We start from the raw sequence: 19383 nt of genomic DNA on the forward strand, positions 1-19383 counted from the left end.
CGGGAGTAACGAGCATTTCTTGCAAGGCCGATCTGACCGGCGGGCATCGCTCGCCGGTCGTTTAAACGGGCGTCGATCAGTTCGCGCTGGCGCTTGCCGTCACCAGAACTGGGTCGGCGCGATAATCCCTGGGAAAGAGATGCTGCAGGTTCTTCACCTTCGGCAGGTCGTTGATGACGATATAGGGATAGGTCGGATGCGTCGTCAGGAAATCCTGATGATAATCCTCGGCTGCATAAAACTGCCGCGCCGGCTCGATCTTGGTCACGACAGTCGCATCGAAGGCCTTGGCATGGTTGAGCTGCTCGATGTAGGCCTTGGCGATATCGGCCTGTGACTGGCTGGTCGGGAAGATGGCCGAACGATATTGCGTGCCGCTATCCGGCCCCTGATAGTTCAGCTCCGTCGGATCATGCGCCACCGAAAAATAAATCTGCAGCAGGTGCCCGTAGCTGATCTTGTGCGGATCGAAGACGATGCGCACGGATTCGGCATGGCCGGTATCGCCTGTGCTCACCATTTCATAATGCGCCGCATCCTTGCTGCCGCCGGTATAGCCTGACGTCGCGCTGATGACGCCATTGACATGCTGGAAGACGCCCTGCACGCCCCAGAAGCAGCCGCCGGCGAGCACCGCTGTCTCCGTGCCAGCTGAAGGAGCCTTTTCGTCCACGCTCGGCGGCGGGATGACGCGCGCATCCTCGGCAGAAGCACGGCCGACAAATTGCAGCGCAACGGCGCCGACCAGCACCGCGGCCGCCGTGACGCCGGCAAGGCGCGCGACCCGCGCGGAGCCAATGCGGATCATATCTTTCGATAAAGTCTTCATGACACTCTCCTCTCGACCGCCATTCTAAACTTTTCGGTCACAAGGAGATACGGGAAGGAAAGCCTCAATGTTACACACGGCCGCGTGTAACACCGAAACGTGAACGACGTGGGGTCTTATTCAGTAATGGGGCGGCTTGGTAATGGCGGGCGCTTCGAGCGATTGCTCCTCCAGCGTCAGAAACCGCTCGGTCAGCCGGTCAAGCTTCTGCCTCGCCATCTCGACGACCTTCCATTGCTCGGCGATCTGGTCGGAAAGCTCCTCTATCGTCTTCGCCTGATGCGCGACCGTCTCTTCGAGTTTGGTGATGCGGCTCTGTTCGTCTGACATGTCTGATCCCTTTCGCAACGATCTATAATACCGCACCGGCTGCGTATAGTCCCTGATGTCGGCGCAACGTGGGGCCTGCGTCGTTTGACGGCGATATGACAAAACTGAAAAACAGCTGAAAAGACCTGTTACCTGACTGACATGGGGGCCTTCTAAAGAGAGCGCATAGACGCGCCCATTGGAAGGCAATTCCCTCTGCAGGGCGCACCATTCTGAAGACTTCGGAGAAGCGCCGTGAAGATCATCCAGATCACCGACACCCACTTGAGCCCCAACAAGCCGCATTTCAACGGCAACTGGGAGCCGCTGGTGAAATGGATCGAGACAAGCGGCGCCGATCTCGTCGTCCATACCGGCGATCTGAGCGTCGATGGCGCCGACAAGGATGAAGATCTGATCTTTTCCATGGAGATGATGCGGCAAGTCTCCGTGCCGATGCTGATCGTACCCGGCAATCACGATGTCGGCCATCTGCCCGGCTCCTATCAGCCCGTCAATCCCGAGCGGCTGGAGCGCTGGCGCCGCCTCGTCGGTCCCGATTATTGGGCAAAGGACGTCGACAATTGGCGGCTGATCGGCCTCAACAGCCTGCTGATGGGCTTCGAGGATGCCGAAGAGCAGGAACAGTTCGACTGGCTGCAGGACAAGCTCGAAAGCCGTGGCGATCGTCGGATTGCCCTCTTCGCCCATAAGCCGCTCTTCGTCGATGCGCCCGACGAAGGCGATACCGGCTACTGGAGCGTCCGCCCAGCCCAGCGCCGCCGGCTCTACGATCTGATCGCGGCCCATGACGTCGCCCTCTTCGGCAGCGGCCACCTGCACTGGACCTGGGAAGGCCGCTTCAACGACACCAGCCTCGTCTGGGCACCGCCCGGCGCCTTCATCCTCGACAAGATGGAACGCGAAATGCCCGGCGAACGGCTGATCGGCGCCGCGATCCATGAACTCGGCGAGAGCGTCACGACCGAACTTGTCGCTGTCCCCGGCATGACCGCCTACTTCCTCGATGACGTCGTCATGGAAGTCTACCCACAGGCAGCACCGAAGGCACAGAAGGAGCCGACTGAATGAGCGCACTCTCGCTTCGCGGCATCGCCAAATCCTTCGGCGGCAACGCCATCCTCAAGGGCGTCGATCTCGATGTCCAGCCGGGCGAATTCATCGCCCTCGTCGGCCCTTCGGGCTGCGGCAAGAGCACGCTTCTGCGTATCCTCGCCGGCCTCGACCACGCCGATAGCGGCGAAATCGTCCTCGGCGGCAGCGACGTGTCAGGCGTTGCAGCGGCGGACCGCAACATTGCCATGGTCTTCCAGTCCTACGCGCTCTATCCGCATCTGACGGCCTCGGAAAACATCGCCGTGCCGCTGGCCATGCGCCGCCTGTCGCGCGTCCAGCGCCTGCCCTTCATCGGCTCGCTGATCCCCGGCCAGCGCGCGACCCGCACCGCCATCATCCGCGACGTCCGCGAAATGGCTGTCTCGCTGAAGATCGACCACCTGCTCGACCGCAAGCCCGGCCAGATGTCCGGCGGTCAGCGCCAGCGCGTGGCGCTTGCCCGCGCCATGGTGCGCCGCCCAAGCGTCTTCCTCATGGACGAGCCACTCTCCAATCTCGACGCCAACCTGCGCGTCCACGCCCGTGGCGAAATCGTCGACCTGCATCGCCGCGCCGGCGTTCCCACAGTTTACGTCACCCATGACCAGGCCGAGGCACTATCGATGGCCGACCGCGTCGCCGTCATGATCGGCGGGCAATTGCTGCAGCTGGCCTCGCCGCAGGTGATCTATGACGATCCCTCGCATATCGAGGTCGCTCGCTTCGTCGGCCAGCCGCGCATCAACTTGCTGCCGGCACTGGCCGAAAACGGCATCGTCGCCTTCGGCGGCATCCGGCTTGCACTCGATGACAGCGCCTTTACCGGCAAGAATGTCACGATCGGCATCCGTCCGGAATTCGTGCAGCTCTCCCAGGGCCGCCAGGATGCGCTTGCCGCCCACATCGAGCGCATGGAATTCCTCGGCTCCGAGGTCATCCTCTATGCCAAGCTCGACGCCATCGGCGAGACCATGGTCGTCAAGCTCGCACCGGCCGAAGTCGCCGGCCTTTCGTCGGGCATGCCTGTGGCGCTAAGCCTCTCGCCGGAGCAGGCCATGGTCTTCGCCGAAGACGGCCGCCGCCTGCGCGCAAGCCCCACGGCCGTCGACGCGACACGGGAGAAGGCGCATGGCTAGCGTTGCCGCCACATCCCTGCCGATGCAATCGGCGGCGGCGCGCGAAAGAAGCGAGGCCCGCACAGCCCTCCTCTTCGCCCTGCCCGCCATCATCCTCATCGTGCTCTTCATCATCGTGCCGATCATTGCCGTCGTCGTGCTCGGCTTCACGGACTTCCAGCTCGGCGACAAGAGCCTGCGCTTCGTCGCCTTCGAAAACTACGCACATCTACTGCGCGATCGCGCCTTCCAGAAGTCGCTCTGGAACACGACGGTCTATACCGCGATCGTCGCGCCTGTTTCGATCGTACTCGGCCTCGGCGTCGCATTGCTGATCGAGAGCGAAGGCATCGGCCGTAGCTTCTTCCGCACGGCCTACTTCCTTCCCGTGGCATCGCTGATCGTGGCGATGGCGACCGTCTGGCAATATCTCTTCCATCCGACGATCGGTCCGATCAACGCGCTGCTCGGCGAGATCGGCCTCAGCGGCCCGAACTGGCTCGGTTCCTCGGCAACCGCGCTCTACAGCCTGTCGATCATCGGCGTCTGGCAGTCGGTCGGCTTCAACATGGTGCTGTTCCTCGCCGGCCTCACCGCCATTCCGCGTGAACTCTATGCCGCTGCCGAAGTCGATGGCGCGAAATCGTCCTTCGACCGCTTCTGGCTCGTTACTTGGCCGATGCTCGGACCGACGACGCTCTTCGTCACCACGATCAGCATCATCAATGCAGTGAAGGTCTTCGACACCGTCAAGGCTTTGACCGACGGCGGCCCGAACCATGCCTCCGAGGTGCTGCTTTTCAGCATCTACCAGGAAGGCTTCGTCTATCTCCGGGTCGGCTATGCCTCGGCGATGACGACGGTGTTTCTCGCCATCCTGGTGGTGCTGACCTTCCTGCAATATCGCGTCCAAGACCGGCAGGTGCATTACACATGACCTCGACAGGCTTCACTCCCGGCCGCATCCTGCGCCTCGCGATCCTGATCCTCGGCTCGCTCATCTTCCTGGCGCCCTACATTTTCATGATCTCGACCGCCGGCAAGGCGCAGGACGATATCTTCACATCGGCACTGAAGCTGATCCCGACGCACTTCTATTACGTCGAGAACGTCGCCAAGGCGCTGAGCAAAGTGTCGATGGGAACGCTGCTGTTCAACGGGGTTCTCGTCTGCGGCCTGATCTTCTTCTTCCAGGTGCTGATCGCCATCCCCTGCGCCTATGCCATGGCGAAGCTGAAATTCCCGGCGGCACGCATCATGATGGTTCTCGTCATGCTCGGGCTGCTGATCCCGATCCATGCGACGGCGCTTCCGCTCTATGTCGGCTTCAACAGCCTGTCGCTGCTGAACAGCTACGCCGCTCTGGTCGCGCCCTTCTCGATCTCGGTCTTCGCGATCTTCATGTTCCTGCAGTTCTTCCGCGCCATGCCAGACGATCTGATCCACGCCGCCCGTCTCGACGGCATGTCGGAAATCGGCATCGTTGCCCGCGTCATCGTGCCGAATGCCTGGCCGGCGGTGACAGCCTTTGCGATCTTCTCGGTCGTCGCGCATTGGAACGACCTCTACTGGCCGCTGATCGTCATCAGCAAGCAGGAATATTTCACGCCGCCGCTGGGCCTCATGTATTTCCGCGCCGCCGAAGCCGGCGACGACTACGGCGCGCTGATGGCGGCGACCCTCATCATTACCCTTCCCCTCGTCGCGGCATTCCTTCTGGCACAGAAGCGTTTCGTCGAGGGCATCACCATGACCGGTCTCAAGGGCTGACCGGTTCGACAACGGAGAACGAGCGATGAAGCATATCACCCAGATTCTCGCCGCCGCGGCCATTTCGATGGTCGTGTCGGTCCCGGCCTATGCCGAAACCACCTTGACGGTCCACTATCCCATGCCCGGCTTCTTCAAGAACGTGATGGACACGATCTCGAAGAAGTTCATGGAAGAAAATCCCGATATCAAGATCCAGTTCGCCGCTCCTTCGGCCACCTATGAGGAAGGCATTCAGACCATCCTGCGTCAGGCTGGCACGAGCGAAATGCCCGATGTCACCTTCATCGGTCTGAACCGCCTGCGCATGATGGACGAGCGCAACGTCGCCGTCGACCTCGGCCCCCTCGTCAAGAAAGAGGGCAACATGGCCGAGCAGGGCTTCTCGGACACGATCCTGAAGCTCGCCCAGGTCAAGGGCAAGCAGGTCGGCCTCGCTTTCGCGACCTCGAACCCGATCATGTATTACAACGCCGACCTGGTGAAGGCTGCTGGCGGCAACCCGGACAACCCGCCGAAGACCTGGGATGAGGTCATCGCGCTCGCCGGCAAGATCAAGGCGCTCGGCAACGGCGTCGATGGCATGGACTTCCGCTGGCAGGGCGACGACTGGATGTTCTCCGCCCTCCTCTTCGGCGCTGGCGGCAAGATGCTGAGCGACGACGAAAGCAAGGTCGCCTTCAACGGTCCCGAAGGCCAGAAGGCCGTCGAGATGATCCAGCGCTTCGTCAAGGAAGGCGGCATGCCGGTCTTCACCAAGGCCGCTGGCGAACAGGCCTTTGCAGCCGGCAAGGTCGGCTTTGAATTCCAGACCACCGGCGCTCTCGTCAACACCATCAAGAATGTCGGCACGAAGTTCGATCTCCGCACCGCCAAGCTGCCACTGATCGACCCGGTCAACGGTCGCCTCCCGACGGGCGGCAATGCCGTCGTCATCCTGACGCATGACCCGGTCAAGGAAGAAGCCGCCTGGAAGTTCGCCAAGTTCGCCGCCGGTCCTTACGGCGCCTCGGTTGTCGTTCCCGGCACCGGCTATGTTCCGAACAACGAACTCGCCGCCAAGTCGGCCGAATATCTCGGTGACTTCTACAAGAAGAACCCGCTGTTCCAGGCTGGCCTCAGCCAGATGTCGATCATGGTTCCCTGGTACGCCTTCCCGGGCTCCAACGGCGTCAAGGTCACGCAGACCATCGTCGACAACCTCTCGCGCATCGTCGACGGCTCGGCTGCACCGAAGGAAGCACTCGACGACGCCGCTTCCGACGTCGAAGGCCTGCTGCCGCGCAGCTGATTTCTCGATCAGGCCTGAAGAACTCGCGCCGCCTTCTTCACGAAGGCGGCGTTTTCTATGCGAAAGCGGATCAGGATTGAGCGGCGAGATTGCGCACCGTACCACCGGGGCGCAGCCGGTAAGGCACGATCAGACGACGTGGTGGTGCGGCATTCTCGGCCATGTCAAGCAGCAACGAGGCTGCTGCCGCCCCCATGGTTCCATCCGGTATCTCCACCGTCGTCAAAGGAACCTCTCCCAGAAAGCCGAGAGAGATCCCGTCGAAACCCGCGACCGAAATATCGCGGGGGATCGAAAGCCCCTGCCGTCGAAGCGCTCCCATCACACCGAGCGCGAGCAGATCGTTGGAGCCGATGATTGCCGTCGGAGCGAACCGCGAGACGGCATCGGAAAGATCGAGCTGCTCCAGGCTGTTCACGAAGGAAATTTCCAGGGCATCAAGGGGCTGCCGTCCTGCCGCTTCCATGGCTTTCAGATAGCCGAGATAGCGCAGCTTCGCCCGGTCGGACCCGGCGAAGTGCCCGGAGATGAACAGGATACGATCATGCCCTTTGCACAGGAGGTGATCGGTCAGCTCCCTCCCTGCACCGAAATTGTCCGTCGCGACACCGGCCGTAAAGCGGGCCGTCGGCAGGTTGCCGAGCAGCACCGTCGGCGGCAAGCTCGATGATGAAACCAGGCTGCGTTCGGGGTCGCAAAGCGTCAGGATGAGACCGGTCGGCTGCTGCTGAAGCAGGGAGGCGACGGCATCGACCTCCTGGGCGGGATCGTAGTTCGATTGCGCGATCAGTACGCTGTGCCCGGCATGCAGCGCCCTGTTCTGGATGCTGGAGAGCGAAGCCGCAAACACCGGGTTGGTGATGCTGGGAATAAGCACGCCGATCGCCGGCCGGCTACCGCCGCTCCGGCCACCCACGCGATAGCCAAGCTCTGCCGCCGCACGCCGCACGCGCCGCACCATCTCATCGCTGACCGGACCGTTGCGATTGAGCACCCGGCTCGCGGTTGCGACCGAACAACCGGCCCGAAAAGCGACTTGCTGGAGAGTCGACACGATCTCATGCACCTTCGACTTGGGGCTTCGGACCTGGGGTTGACCATCACCTGTGGGAATGGCCGGGATTTATATCAGACCGATGACAGTTATTTGACGAGGCTCCGATCTGCCTGCGACATCCGCACCCTTGACTTTGCTGCGATGCAGCAGATGTTCAACGGGATCCCAGCGGCGAATGATGCTGTCATCAACCGATGCCATGATTGCCGCGCTGTGATCCGCAGATCCGACCTTTCGAAAGGATGCTCTCATGTCTGAAGCAGAAGCACGGACGCCTGCCACCTCCGCCGACAAGACCGAAAGACTGTTCTTCCTCGACATCAACGACGGACGAATTCTCTCCTCCGCCATCGACGGCACCGATTTGAAGCTCATCGTCCAGCGCTCGGGCCGCAGCCCGGACGGCATTCTCGTCGACAGTGAGAACGGCTGGATCTACTGGACCGAGATGGGCAACGACTACAACGCCCATGACGGCTCGATCGAGCGCATGGATTTCGACGGCGGCAATCACGTTACCCTGATCCCGCCGGGCAGCACGCTCGTCACGCCGAAGCAGATCCAGATCGACCGCGACAACGGCAAGCTCTATTGGTGCGACCGCGAAGGCATGCGCGTCATGCGCGCCAATATCGACGGCAGCGACATCGAAACCCTGGTGCAGAACGGCGAAGGCCCGGAAGACAGCGCCGAGATCGAGCGCTGGTGCGTCGGCATCGCGCTGGACCTACCGCGTGGCCAGATCTACTGGACGCAGAAGGGACCGCCGGATGCCGGCCTCGGCCGCATCTTCCGCGCCGGCATCGATATCCCGGCCGGCGAAACAGCGACCAACCGCAGCGACATCGAAACCCTGCTCGACAAGCTGCCGGAACCGATCGACCTCGAACTGGATCTCGCGACCCGCACGATCTACTGGACCGATCGCGGCAATCTTCCGCGCGGCAATACCGTCAACCGCGCAGAGATGGACGATATCGCCGCAACGTCGAAAGTCGTCCTCGAAGGGCTGGACGAAGGCATCGGCCTCTCGCTCGATCTGCCGAACAATCGCATGTTCTTCACCGACATCAGCGGCAATCTCTACTCCGCCAGCCTCGATGGCTCGAGCGAGCGCGAACTCCTGCACCATGCCGGCTCGTTCACGGGGATTGTTTACGCCGAAATCTGAATGCTGGAGATCTTAGGCGCGCACCAGCGCGCCTAAGATCCATCCTCCTCGGCCACCATCCGATCCAGATTCTGATTCAGCCGACGCATCAGTTGAACCAGCGTCTGAACTTCATCGGTGCTGAAGCCCGAAAGAACGCGTTCCCGGCCCTCTTCCAGAGCCTGTCGCGCGGCCGGCAGCTTCGCAATCGCGGCTTCCGTCAACGATACGAGGCTGCTGCGGCCATCGGCCGGATCGGGTACGCGACGGATCAGGCCATCCCGCTCCATGCGCGCCAGCATCTGCGCCATCGACGGCTGCTCGATCTTGGCAAATTTCGCCAGATCCTTCTGCGACATCTGCGCCCCATTCCGGAGCATGTACAGCACCGGCAACTGGCCGATGTTGAAGCCCAGGGCCTTCACCCGCCGCTCGCCGAGGCGCGAAAAGGCACGCGACGCCATGTTGATGAGCGGTATGGGCGTATCGAACAAATCCCAATCTGTCATATTCTGATCGCTTGAATAGGTACCTATGTTAATCTATATAGGTACCTATGTACAAAACTATGAGAACTCTGTCCATGACATCCTACCCCCGCATCGCCATTATCGGCGCCGGCCCCGGAGGCTTGACGCTGGCGCGCATCCTTCATCAGGCAAGTGTGCCGACCACCGTCTTCGAACGTGAGGAACATACGCTTTCCCGGCCACAAGGCGGCACGCTCGATCTTCATGTGGACTCCGGCCAGCTCGCACTGCGCCGAGCCGGCCTCTACGAGGAATTCCTGACGATCGCCCGCTACGAAGACCAGGGAAGCCGGCTCTACGACAAGCACGGCACGCTGCTCTTTGCCGATGACGACGCCGACGATTCCGATCGGCCCGAGGTCGACCGCACGGCGCTGCGCAACATCCTGTTCGCCTCCCTGCCGGAAGACATCATCCGCTGGAATCATGGCCTGCGCGAAGTTCGCCCGCGTGACGACGGCACATACGATCTGGTCTTCGAAAACGGAACGGCTGGCCCCTTCGATCTCGTCGTCGGCGCCGACGGCAGCTGGTCCAAGGTCAGGCCGCTCGTATCCTCCTACCGACCGCAATATAGCGGCATCACCTTCATCGAATTCGGCATCGACGATGTCGACACGAGCCATCCCGATCTCGCCGCCCTCGTCGGACGCGGCAAGATCGGCGTCGAGGCCGATGCGCGGGCCATGATCGTCCAACGCAACGGCAACGCTCATCTCAGAGGCTACGCGATCTTCCGCGTGCCGGCCGATTGGGCAGACAAGACCTTCGACTTTGTAGTCCCGGCAAAAGCCCGCGCGCGGCTGATAGTCGAGTTCGAGGGCTGGGCACCGGAGATCCTGCGCCTCATCGAAGCCAGCAACGACCACATCGTTTCCCGACCGATCCACGCATTGCCGGTCGGCCACCACTGGCAGAACCGCATCGGCATAACACTGCTGGGCGATGCTGCACATGTGATGTCGCCCTTTGGCGGCGAAGGCGTGAACATGGCGATGCTGGACGCTGCAGAGCTTGGCCGTCTGCTTCTCGAACACGACGACTGGAAAAATGCCGTCAAAGCCTATGAGTTAGAGATGTTCGAGCGCGTCATCGAGCCGGCGGAACACGCCGCCGAAGCCGTCGCAACCGAGCTTTCCCACCTCGGCGCGGAGCTATCGCTCCAGGTCTACAAGGCACATCTCGAGGCGCGCCAGCAAGATGCGGCCGCATAGGCTGATAAAGGAAAGCAATAATGCCATGCGTCAAGGCTAGATGCGTTGAATTTGAGTTGTGTTCCCTGCCCCGGAGTTCCCGCAATCGCGGAACAGTTCCCTCTCCCCGCCTGCGGGGAGAGGGTTAGGGCGAGGGGCTTTCTCGAAAACGGTAATTGCGCGGTTCTATCGCTGCCTTAATAACATTGCTGTCGGTTCCAGAAATCATCGTTGTCAATTGCAATGGGGACTCGCAGAAGTGGCGCAGGCATCCGGCCTACAGTTCCTCCTGCTCAATAAAAATCATGACTCCCAATCAAATCGATAGCCCGCGGCCCCTCACCCCAGCCCTCTCCCCGCAAGCGGGGAGAGGGAGTCTATTGTGCCCAATACGAAAAAAGCGGGCCGTTTGGCCCGCTTTCCAAAATACATCTCTCTCGATTCCGGACGTATATTATCCCATTCAATTGCCTTTGCGCACGCCGTCGAGAAGATGCGGCAGCGACTTCACCCCATCGTCGCGAAGCTCCGACGGCAGTAGACCTTCCGGCAGATCCTGATAGGAAACCGGACGCAGGAAGCGGCGGATGGCAAGCGTGCCGACCGAGGTCGTGCGGCTGTCCGAGGTTGCCGGGAAAGGCCCGCCATGCACCATGGCATGGGAAACTTCGACGCCGGTCGGCCAGCCATTGGCGAGGATGCGGCCAGCCTTGCGTTCCAGCACCGGCACCAGCTTGGCGGCCGTCGAATAATCTTCCGCTTCGATCTGCAGCGTAGCCGTCAGCTGGCCCTCGAGCTTTTCCGCAACGGCGATCATCTGGTCGATATCCTTGCAGCGTACAAGAAGGCTTGCCGCGCCAAAAACTTCGTGTCCCAGGCGCTCGTCTGCCAGGAACTGTTCGACATCGGTCTCGAAGAAGATGCCGGGGCTGCGATTGACGCCTTCGGCCGGCGCGCCGTGGGCGACGGTCTTCACCGCCTCATGCTCCGCCAATGCGGCAACACCCTTGTCGAAGGCGGCGTGAATGCCCGGCGTCAGCATCGGTGCGGGCGCGCGGCCGGTCAGCGCACCGCTGGCGGCCTGGACGAAACGGTCGAGATCCGGGCTTTCGATCGCAAAAAGCAGGCCAGGATTGGTGCAGAACTGACCGGCACCGAGCGTCAGCGAGTCGATGAAGCCCGTGCCGATCGCCTCGGCACGTGCCGCGAGTGCTGCCGGGAACAGGAAGACTGGGTTGACGCTGCTCATCTCGGCATAGACGGGGATCGGCTCCGGACGGGCCGCGGCAATGGCGCCAAGCGCCAGGCCGCCGCCGCGCGAGCCGGTGAAACCAACAGCCTTGATGCGGGGATCGCGCACCAGCGCAGCACCGGTCTCATTGGCACCGGTCAGCAGCGAGAATGTCCCTTCCGGAAGACCGGATGCGGCAACGGCTGCGCGGATGGCGCGGCCAACAAGCTCGCCCGTGCCCGGATGGGCAAGATGACCCTTGACGACGACCGGGCAGCCAGCGGCAAGCGCCGATGCCGTATCACCGCCGGCAACCGAGAAGGCGAGCGGGAAATTGCTGGCGCCGAAGACGGCGACCGGGCCGAGCGGTATCTGGCGCAGGCGCAGGTCCGGCCGCGGCAGCGGCTTGCGCTCCGGCAAGGCCGGATCGACGCGCAGATCGAGCCATTCGCCGGCGCGGACCACCTGTGCGAACAGCCTGAGCTGGCCGACGGTGCGGGCGCGCTCGCCCTGAAGACGTGCCACCGGCAGGCCGGTCTCTTCCGTCGCCCGCTCGATCAGCGCATCGCCGATCTCCATGATGTTGTCGGCAATCTTTTCGAGAAAGGCAGCACGCTGCTCCGGGCTGGTGGCGCGATAGGTGTCGAACGCCTCGGCTGCCAGCTCACAGGTCCTTGCCACATCGGCCTCGCCGGCGATCGCAAAGGCCGGTTCCAGGTTTGCGCCGGTTGCCGGGTTGACGGCACGCACGGTTCTGTTGTCGCCGGTGGAATCTGAGCCGATCAGCAGATCGCCGCGAATCTCGAAAGACTGTGTCATGGGTATTCCTTGATGAGGTCGGAGCGCTAGGAGATGCGCTGCGAGAGCAGATAGCAGGATGGGATGACAGATGTAAGATGATAATCGTCATCTAATTATCAAGGTACAAGTCCTGAGATCAAGGCGTCAGCGTCAATTAATCATACTTTATCTGCATATGGCGCTACGGCCTCTTTCATGCCAATTTAGCGCCCATCCGAAAGACCGAGTGCGACCAAGTCCCCCATGTCCATTGCACTTCTTGGCGATCCGATCGTCCAGTTCTTCATTCTGGTTGTCGTCGGCACATTCGTCAGCCGCGTCATGCTGCGTCGTCAGCGGGCCGGCCGTCTGATCGGTCAGATCACCTTCTTCGTCTGCCTGACCGCACTTTTGTTCTATCACGGCATAGTCCCCTATGAGCCGAGTCCGCCGCAGGACTCGGTGACGCTGCGCACTTTCACGGGCTTTGCCAAGATCGTCTGGTGGGTTAATGGTGCCTGGGTGTTGATCGCCTGCGTGCGGCTGTTCCTGATCTTCGAGCGCAAGCCCCGCGAAGGCCGGCTGCTGCAGGATCTGATCGTCGGCGTCATCTATCTCGGCGCCATTCTCTCCATCGTCGGTAATGTCTTCAGCGTCCCGATCGGCACGCTGATCGCGACATCGGGCGTCTTCGCCATCATTCTCGGTCTTGCTCTGCAGAGCACGCTGAGCGACGTCTTCTCCGGCATCGCTCTCAATCTCGGCCGACCCTATTCCGTCGGCGACTGGATCGTCCTCGAAAATGATATTCAGGGCCGCGTCGTCGAAACCAATTGGCGCGCCACACAACTGCTGAGCGGCACCAACGATCTTGTCGTCATTCCGAACAGCATCCTTGCCAAGACGCGACTGACCAATCTTTCCGCGCCCGATGAGAGCCACGGCGCCACCGTCACCGTTCGGATTCAGCCCACCGCCCTACCGCGCATCATCGCCGATGTGATGCAAAACGTATTGATCAGCTGTAACTCGATCCAAAAGAACCCGGAACCCAGTGTCGCCATCAATTCCATCGATGGGCAGGCGATCGAACTGCAGCTGTCTTTTCGCGTGCGCGACATATCGCTGACGCAAGCCGCAAAGAACGAGATCTACGATCTGCTATTTCGTCACGCCAAAGCGGCAAGCTTGAAATTCGCCGATCCTCCCGGCACGATCATGCTTCCGATGGAGCAAAAGCCTGAGACGGGCGACGAGAAGCAACATGCACCCGGAACGCCCTGGCGGCTTGTCAGCAATATCCCTCTGTTCTCTTCGCTGACCGAGGATGAAAAAGAACATCTGGCATCGCATATGCAACGTCGGACCTATCGCAAGGATGCCGTTATCGCCGAACAGGATGCCCGCATCCGGGCGCTCACGATCGTCCGCTCGGGCGTCGTCAGCATCACCCGCCGCGAAGGGCATCGTCAGATCGAGCTGACGCGCCTCGCGCCGGGGGACTATTTCGGGGAAAACGGGTTGCTGATGGGGTCGGGCGAGGTCGGTACGGTTCGCGCCCTGACCTTCGTCGTCACCTACGAAATCGGCGAGGAATGTCTCGCACCGCTACTGCACGACCGGCCGACCCTTGCCGAAGAGCTCGGCGCCATCCTGGCGAAACGCATCGAGGCGGAGCAGCATCTCTTCGCCAATGCCGATATGCTCGGCCATGGCGCTCACGTGACCTCGCTAAGCTCGCGCATCAAGCATCTCTTTCAGCTGCAGCAGCATGACTAGGCCGCATCCGCCGTCTTTCGCGATGGTGGAGCCGCAAAGAGATTTTGTCCGATGCCGCGGGCGGTATCGAGATGAGAGGCCATATCCTGTGCTTCTGTCAGAAGCAGTTCGGAGGACATGACAGGTGCGCCGCAATATCCGAAAATTCCATGATCGATCTGCGTCCTCATGGCGCCGAAATAGCCGTGGCGCGCATAGGTGCGCATGGTCGCGCCGCCGATAGCGACCAGATGGATCGGAAGGCGGCTCAGCTTCTTGATCGTCTTCTCCGCGGACATTTCGTCATAGGCCCAGCCATTGCTGAACACCCGGTCGATCCATCCCTTGAGAAGCCCGGGCATGGACCACCAATAGACGGGATAGACGAGCACCAGTGCATCCGCACGATCGATCCGCGCCTGCTCGGCAACCACATCTTCGGGCGATGGTCCTTCTCTGAGATGAGCCGCAATGTCGGCGGCGCTGAACCTCGGATCAAAACCTTCCGCCGCAAGATCGGCAATTTCGAAGGTAGCCCCTGAAGCCGTGACACCTTCAGCGACTTCGGCCGCGACGCTGTGGCTAAAGGAACCGGGATTCGGATTGGTGACGACGATAAGTGAATGCATGTGAAAAACTCCTGATGACACATTGTGAGCGGCGGCTCAGTCCTATATACTTTTAGTAAGTTACTTTTGGTATATATCGATGTCAAGCATGCAGACAAAGAAACCAGAGTCCCGCAACCGTCTGACGCGGGAGGAGCGATACCGGCAGCTCATCGAGGTTGCCTGGCAGATCGTCGGAGAAGAAGGAACGGAAGCCCTGACGCTAGGACGGCTTTCGGAGCGCGCCGGCGTGACGAAACCCGTCGTCTACGACCATTTTATCACCCGCTCCGGCCTGCTGGCCGCACTCTATCGTGAGTTCGATATCAGGCAGACGGAGGTGATGGACAAGGCGCTTGATACAAGCACCCCGACGCTGTCAGGCCGGGCGGAGGTGATAGCAGCCTCCTATGTCGATTGCGTGCTGCTGCAGGGGCGCGAAATACCCGGCATCATCGCCGCACTCGCGGGCTCGCCGGAGCTTGAAAAGACCAAGCGCGAATATGAGACGGCCTTCATCGAGAAGTGCCGTGCGCTGCTTGCCCCCTTCGCCACGACCGGCTCGATTGCATCGGCCGGCCTCTGGGCGATGCTGGGTGCGGCCGAAGCCCTGTCCTATGCCGCGACGACGGGCGACATCAGTCCGCAGCAGGCAAAGGACGAACTCTTCGAAACCATCAAGGCTATGGTTGCGAGAAACAGATGAAGGCCAGTCTCGCAACGCCGCCGTATTCCAGGTAGAGCCCTCGAGGACGGCGGTCAGTTCGATTGCGTTGACGGCGCTGCCTTGACCTGCCCGGCATAAAACGCCTTGGCATCGCTCGTGAACTGCTCGCGCGATGCCGGCCGCGTATAGAACATATGGCCGCCGCGATAGAGCTTCATCTCCATGCGATCCGCAAAGGCGGGCGGCATATGATCGAGCACATATTGATTGACGCCGAAGGGAATGACGAGATCGCTGTAGCCCTGCCCGATCATCACGCGGAAAGATGGCGTCAGCGACAGCAGCTCCTTGAGATCGTCGCTGGCGCCTGCGGTTCCGCGCGAGCCGCCATTGCGCCCACCCCATTTCCACTCTCTGTTCACCGATGTCGACAGCAGCGTGTAGGTCATGTCGGTATGGAAGCCCAGCTCGTCGCGGGCATAGCCTGAAAAGGCACCGCCATAGGCGCGGACGAAGCCATCCAAAACCGGATCGCCGCCATGCTCGGCCTCCGACTGCGGATAGGGGTCGGGCGCCAGGAAGGAAGCATCATAGGCGCTCGCCACATCCGCGCCATCGCCATCGGAATGCTTGCGATAGACCCCGCCGAGAAAGCCCTGGTTCTTGGCAACGACGTCTTGCGGTATGCCCGTCAGCTTCGCCACGCGCTCATAGAAGGCCCGACCGGCATCTCCCGAGGGCGGTGGCCCGGCAAGGGTCGGCAAATATTCGTTCAAAGCGAAAGCCTCCGCATCCTGGACCGCCTTCTCGCTGAAGGCGTTTCGACGTTCCAGCTCGGCCGCAGCCAGCGACGGCAGCTGCAGGGCAGCGCCAAGCGCATCCTCACCGCCACCGAAGACGAACCGGCCCTCCAGCAGGGGAGATAGCATCACGATGCCGGAAATCAGAATGCCCTGATCCTCGCGCAGGCTGTTGGCAACCTTGACCGAGCGAAAGCCGCCATAGCTCTCCCCGAGAATATATTTTGGCGATGCAGCACGGCTGCTGTGGGTGACATAGAGGGCAATCGCTTTGGCGAGGCTTTCGGCGTCGCTGTCGACGCTATAGAAATCATTCTGGTCGTCCGGCTTGGCAGTGCGGCTCCAGCCGGTGCCGATCGGATCGATCAGCACGAGATCGGTGAATTCGAGCCAGCTTTGCGGATTATCGACCAGCTTGGCATTGGCGCCATCACGTCCATCTGTGCCGAAATCGACGATGCGCGGACCGACAAGCCCGAGGTTGAGGAAGGCCGAAGCCGCGCCCGGCCCGCCATTGAACACGAAGGTCACGGGCCGGTTCGCATCCCGGTTCTTTGCGACATAGGCGGTGTAGAAGATCGCAGCACTGCGCTGACCATCCTGACCGAAGAGATCGAGCGTCCCGGCTGTCGCCGTGTAGGGAATGGTCTTGCCATCAGCATTCAGCACATGATCGCTCACCGCATCAGGCGGCAGGAGCGAGAGCACGCCACCTCCGCCGCCGGACCCACCATGCGCCTGCTCGGGCGGCGCGGCCGAAGCCGTTGCGGATATCAGCGAAAGGGCCAGCACCAGGCCGGGAACCATGTTGCGAAAAGACATGAAATCGCGTGCTCCAAAGGTTCATCACATAGATGTCAACGGCGACCGTACTATGTCACAGACGACGAGCATCCAAACTCAAGAGATGTTGATCGATGACCGCGCCGCTTTGACGGAAGAAGCCTTGAGGCCCCATGACCGCTTTGTCAAAGTGCCGTACCGAATCGAGATATGAGCCGATAAAGAGAGCGCAAGGGGAACGACGATGAAACAGGATATCGAAATCAAGACGGCCGACGGCACCGCCAAAGCCGCCATCTTCCGCCCCGATAATGGCGCGGCTGCCGAGCATGGCGTTATCCTCTATATGGACGCCATGGGACCCCGCGCAGCACTGGATGGTATGGCGCAACGGCTGGCCGATGCCGGCTATGTCGTGCTGCTTCCCGATCTCTTCTATCGCTTCGGCGCCTATGGCCCCTTCGACGGCAGCGCCTTCGGCAATCCGGCCTCCCGCGAAACGATCATGGCGATGCTGCGCGGCACGACGCAGGAAATGACCAAGGCCGATAGTGCCGCCTTCCTCGACGCTCTCTCGGCCGCCGGCGCCAGGGGTGCGGCCGGCGTAGTCGGCTATTGCATGGGCGGCGGCCGCGCGCTGACCGCCGCTGCCGCCTATCCCGATCGCATCGCGGCAGCCGCAAGCTTCCACGGCGGCAATCTTGCAAGCGAGGCGGAAGACAGCCCGCACCGGCTCGCCGCCAATATCAAGGCGCGCGTCTATGTCGGCGTCGCCGGTATCGACAACAGCTTTCCGCCGGAGCAGTCGGCGCGCCTTGCCGAGGCACTCCGCACCGGCGGCGTCGACCACGCGATCGAAAACTATGTCGGCATGGCGCATGGCTGGACGGTGCCTGATCACGGCGTCTATGACGAGATCGGCGCCGAAAGGCATTGGAAGCGGCTGTTGAACCTGTTCGAAGAAGCCTTGGTGTAGTCGATTGATGGCGGCACCCCATTGCCATCACAAGCGGGATGCCGCCATCCGATCCAGAGATCAGAACTTGATCTTGTCGATGCTGGTCAGCGTGGTCTTCTGGGAGACGCCGGGTGCATTGACCATGTGCCAGGCCACATATTGCTCGCCATAGAGCTCTGTCGATGACATGCCGTCGACGGGCAGCACGATATTCATACCATTCAATGCGGCATCCGTTGCCGTATCGAGCACCGCTCCCTCCGAAGCAGTACCCGTGACGATGACAGTCTTGATGCCCTTGTCGGAGAGAATGCTGCGCAGATTGGTGCCGATGAATTTATCCGGTCCCGATTTGACAATCGGCTCGCTTGCCAGCGGCGCCAGCGCCGTGGCGATATCCGGAGCCTCGCCAGCACCGCCCAGACTGAAGACGACGAGCATTTCCTTGGCGCGCGCCCGATCGAGCAAGGTTTTGACCTTGGGGACGGAAGCAAGGCAGCGCGGCTTGGTCTTTGCATTGCATGGCCCCTTGGTCGGGTCCTGCGCGCCATTGAAATCGAGGACCAAAAGCGCCGTCGTCTTCGGATCGACCGTGGCCTCTTTCAGCTCCGGCGGTGCCGGCGGCCTCACCTTCTGCCAGTCTTCGATGATCGTCTGAGCGGCGGCGGGCGTGGGCAGCGCCAGACCAGGCATCGCGCAAAGGACTGCAAATGCAGCTCCAAAGGCAAAGCCAGCCCTCCGAACCCTGCCGCTTGTGTTTCTGATCGAGTTCCTCTCCTGCATCGACGTCCCCTTGGGTTGACGGTGGTGGAAAAGAGATAGGCTAGAAATCCCGGCGGAGCATCGAAACTCTTCGTGATGCGCCACCCGCCCAAATCCCAGCGGGCGACATGGAGCCGCTAGGCGCCGGCATCGCTCGACGGCTGTTCGCTACCTTTTTCGCCACCACGCAGGGTCTCCAGCAAGTTTTGCAATCCCTGCCTGATCACCTCGATTTCGCTCGAGCCTGCCATGTCGGACCAGCGCTGTTCCACCATCTTGCCCGCGGCCATGGCGACTGGGCGCACGCCCTTGCCACGCTCGGTCAGAAATACCAGCCGGGCACGCCGATCGTTTGGGTCGGGCCGGCGTTCGACATAACCCAGGCGCTCCAGCTCCTCCACCGCCTGCGTCATCGTCTGCTTACGCACATGGGCAAGCCGGGTGAGCTCGCTCACCTGAATTCCCTCCGGACGCGCGAAAGTGAAGACGTTGGAATGCGGCGGGCGGATGTCGCGGAAGCCCGCCTCCTCCAGCGCGGCATCGACAGCCTGTGCATATTGCTGATGAACGAGCCGCAACAGCAGACCCAGCGACAGATGGGGAGTGACAGAGTCTTTCATGGATATAGACAGGCACCTGACTATTATGATAGATAGACAGGTACCTTACCATTCTC

The 19383-nt window shown here is 61.5% G+C and carries 19 protein-coding genes; 10 read left to right on the forward strand and 9 right to left on the reverse strand.

What is annotated here, in order from left to right; all coding sequences use genetic code 11:
- Positions 1-76 precede the first annotated feature (76 nt).
- Both msrA and GA0061103_RS16085 read right to left on the reverse strand, forming a co-directional pair.
- Positions 77-829, reverse strand: a complete 753-nt coding sequence (msrA, locus tag GA0061103_RS16080; protein ID WP_092712683.1) for a peptide-methionine (S)-S-oxide reductase MsrA — start codon at positions 827-829, stop codon at positions 77-79.
- Between the two features lie 120 nt (positions 830-949).
- Positions 950-1159, reverse strand: coding sequence for a SlyX family protein (locus GA0061103_RS16085; RefSeq protein ID WP_092712685.1), 210 nt, complete (start codon positions 1157-1159; stop codon positions 950-952).
- A gap of 234 nt (positions 1160-1393) precedes the next feature.
- On the opposite strand from GA0061103_RS16085, the gene GA0061103_RS16090 reads away from it, so the two are divergent.
- The 5 genes from GA0061103_RS16090 to GA0061103_RS16110 are packed head-to-tail and all read left to right on the forward strand — an operon-like array spanning position 1394 to position 6430.
- Entirely contained in the window at positions 1394-2230 is an 837-nt protein-coding gene (locus GA0061103_RS16090; protein WP_092712687.1) for a metallophosphoesterase family protein, read from the forward strand.
- Positions 2227-3390: an ABC transporter ATP-binding protein gene (locus GA0061103_RS16095; protein WP_092712689.1), complete on the forward strand. Its 1164-nt coding sequence runs from the start codon at positions 2227-2229 to the stop codon at positions 3388-3390. The genes GA0061103_RS16090 and GA0061103_RS16095 overlap by 4 nt, the downstream gene beginning before the upstream one ends.
- Positions 3383-4306 carry a carbohydrate ABC transporter permease gene (locus tag GA0061103_RS16100; RefSeq protein WP_092712690.1) on the forward strand — a complete coding sequence of 308 codons (924 nt, stop codon included), beginning with the start codon at positions 3383-3385 and terminating at the stop codon, positions 4304-4306. Before GA0061103_RS16095 ends, GA0061103_RS16100 begins: the two co-directional genes overlap by 8 nt.
- On the forward strand, positions 4303-5139 hold the full coding sequence (locus GA0061103_RS16105; protein ID WP_092712692.1) for a carbohydrate ABC transporter permease: 837 nt from the start codon (positions 4303-4305) through the stop codon (positions 5137-5139). Before GA0061103_RS16100 ends, GA0061103_RS16105 begins: the two co-directional genes overlap by 4 nt.
- A gap of 25 nt (positions 5140-5164) precedes the next feature.
- Positions 5165-6430, forward strand: a complete 1266-nt coding sequence (locus GA0061103_RS16110; RefSeq protein WP_092712693.1) for an ABC transporter substrate-binding protein — start codon at positions 5165-5167, stop codon at positions 6428-6430.
- Positions 6431-6500: 70 nt separating this feature from the next.
- Here the strand turns inward: GA0061103_RS16110 and GA0061103_RS16115 are convergent, their stop codons facing one another.
- The gene (locus GA0061103_RS16115) at positions 6501-7484 is read right to left on the reverse strand and encodes a LacI family DNA-binding transcriptional regulator (RefSeq protein WP_092712695.1); all 984 of its coding nucleotides are present in this window, start codon (positions 7482-7484) and stop codon (positions 6501-6503) included.
- Between the two features lie 253 nt (positions 7485-7737).
- Between GA0061103_RS16115 and GA0061103_RS16125 the strand changes: the two genes are divergently transcribed.
- Positions 7738-8658 carry an NHL repeat-containing protein gene (locus GA0061103_RS16125; protein WP_092712699.1) on the forward strand — a complete coding sequence of 307 codons (921 nt, stop codon included), beginning with the start codon at positions 7738-7740 and terminating at the stop codon, positions 8656-8658.
- A 32-nt stretch (positions 8659-8690) separates the two neighbouring features.
- Here GA0061103_RS16125 and GA0061103_RS16130 read toward each other — a convergent pair whose 3' ends face one another.
- Entirely contained in the window at positions 8691-9146 is a 456-nt protein-coding gene (locus tag GA0061103_RS16130; RefSeq protein ID WP_092712701.1) for a MarR family winged helix-turn-helix transcriptional regulator, read from the reverse strand.
- A 74-nt stretch (positions 9147-9220) separates the two neighbouring features.
- Here GA0061103_RS16130 and GA0061103_RS16135 point away from each other — a divergent pair, with 74 nt between their 5' ends.
- Positions 9221-10381 carry an FAD-dependent oxidoreductase gene (locus GA0061103_RS16135; RefSeq protein WP_092712703.1) on the forward strand — a complete coding sequence of 387 codons (1161 nt, stop codon included), beginning with the start codon at positions 9221-9223 and terminating at the stop codon, positions 10379-10381.
- 442 nt (positions 10382-10823) lie between these two features.
- On the opposite strand, the gene GA0061103_RS16140 is transcribed toward GA0061103_RS16135, so the two are convergent.
- On the reverse strand, positions 10824-12410 hold the full coding sequence (locus GA0061103_RS16140; RefSeq protein WP_092712705.1) for an aldehyde dehydrogenase (NADP(+)): 1587 nt from the start codon (positions 12408-12410) through the stop codon (positions 10824-10826).
- A gap of 225 nt (positions 12411-12635) precedes the next feature.
- Here GA0061103_RS16140 and GA0061103_RS16145 point away from each other — a divergent pair, with 225 nt between their 5' ends.
- Positions 12636-14150, forward strand: coding sequence for a mechanosensitive ion channel family protein (locus tag GA0061103_RS16145; RefSeq protein ID WP_092712707.1), 1515 nt, complete (start codon positions 12636-12638; stop codon positions 14148-14150).
- Here the strand turns inward: GA0061103_RS16145 and GA0061103_RS16150 are convergent.
- The gene (locus tag GA0061103_RS16150; protein ID WP_092712709.1) at positions 14147-14758 is read right to left on the reverse strand and encodes an NAD(P)H-dependent oxidoreductase; all 612 of its coding nucleotides are present in this window, start codon (positions 14756-14758) and stop codon (positions 14147-14149) included. The two genes, GA0061103_RS16145 and GA0061103_RS16150, sit on opposite strands and share 4 nt — an antisense overlap.
- A 79-nt stretch (positions 14759-14837) precedes the next feature.
- Between GA0061103_RS16150 and GA0061103_RS16155 the strand changes: the two genes are divergently transcribed.
- The gene (locus GA0061103_RS16155; protein ID WP_092712711.1) at positions 14838-15443 is read left to right on the forward strand and encodes a TetR/AcrR family transcriptional regulator; all 606 of its coding nucleotides are present in this window, start codon (positions 14838-14840) and stop codon (positions 15441-15443) included.
- Positions 15444-15496: 53 nt separating this feature from the next.
- On the opposite strand, the gene GA0061103_RS16160 is transcribed toward GA0061103_RS16155, so the two are convergent.
- Positions 15497-17026 carry a S10 family peptidase gene (locus GA0061103_RS16160; protein WP_092712713.1) on the reverse strand — a complete coding sequence of 510 codons (1530 nt, stop codon included), beginning with the start codon at positions 17024-17026 and terminating at the stop codon, positions 15497-15499.
- Between the two features lie 205 nt (positions 17027-17231).
- Between GA0061103_RS16160 and GA0061103_RS16165 the strand changes: the two genes are divergently transcribed.
- Entirely contained in the window at positions 17232-17963 is a 732-nt protein-coding gene (locus tag GA0061103_RS16165; protein WP_092712715.1) for a dienelactone hydrolase family protein, read from the forward strand.
- 60 nt (positions 17964-18023) lie between these two features.
- Here the strand turns inward: GA0061103_RS16165 and GA0061103_RS16170 are convergent, their stop codons facing one another.
- Both GA0061103_RS16170 and GA0061103_RS16175 read right to left on the reverse strand, forming a co-directional pair.
- Positions 18024-18728 carry a cysteine hydrolase family protein gene (locus GA0061103_RS16170; protein ID WP_092712717.1) on the reverse strand — a complete coding sequence of 235 codons (705 nt, stop codon included), beginning with the start codon at positions 18726-18728 and terminating at the stop codon, positions 18024-18026.
- A gap of 116 nt (positions 18729-18844) precedes the next feature.
- Complete coding sequence (locus GA0061103_RS16175; protein ID WP_092712719.1) at positions 18845-19327, reverse strand: MarR family winged helix-turn-helix transcriptional regulator; 483 nt, start codon at positions 19325-19327, stop codon at positions 18845-18847.
- Positions 19328-19383 lie beyond the last annotated feature (56 nt).

It is taken from the genome of Martinezella multihospitum (assembly GCF_900094585.1).
In the GTDB taxonomy this organism is placed as follows: domain Bacteria; phylum Pseudomonadota; class Alphaproteobacteria; order Rhizobiales; family Rhizobiaceae; genus Rhizobium; species Rhizobium multihospitium.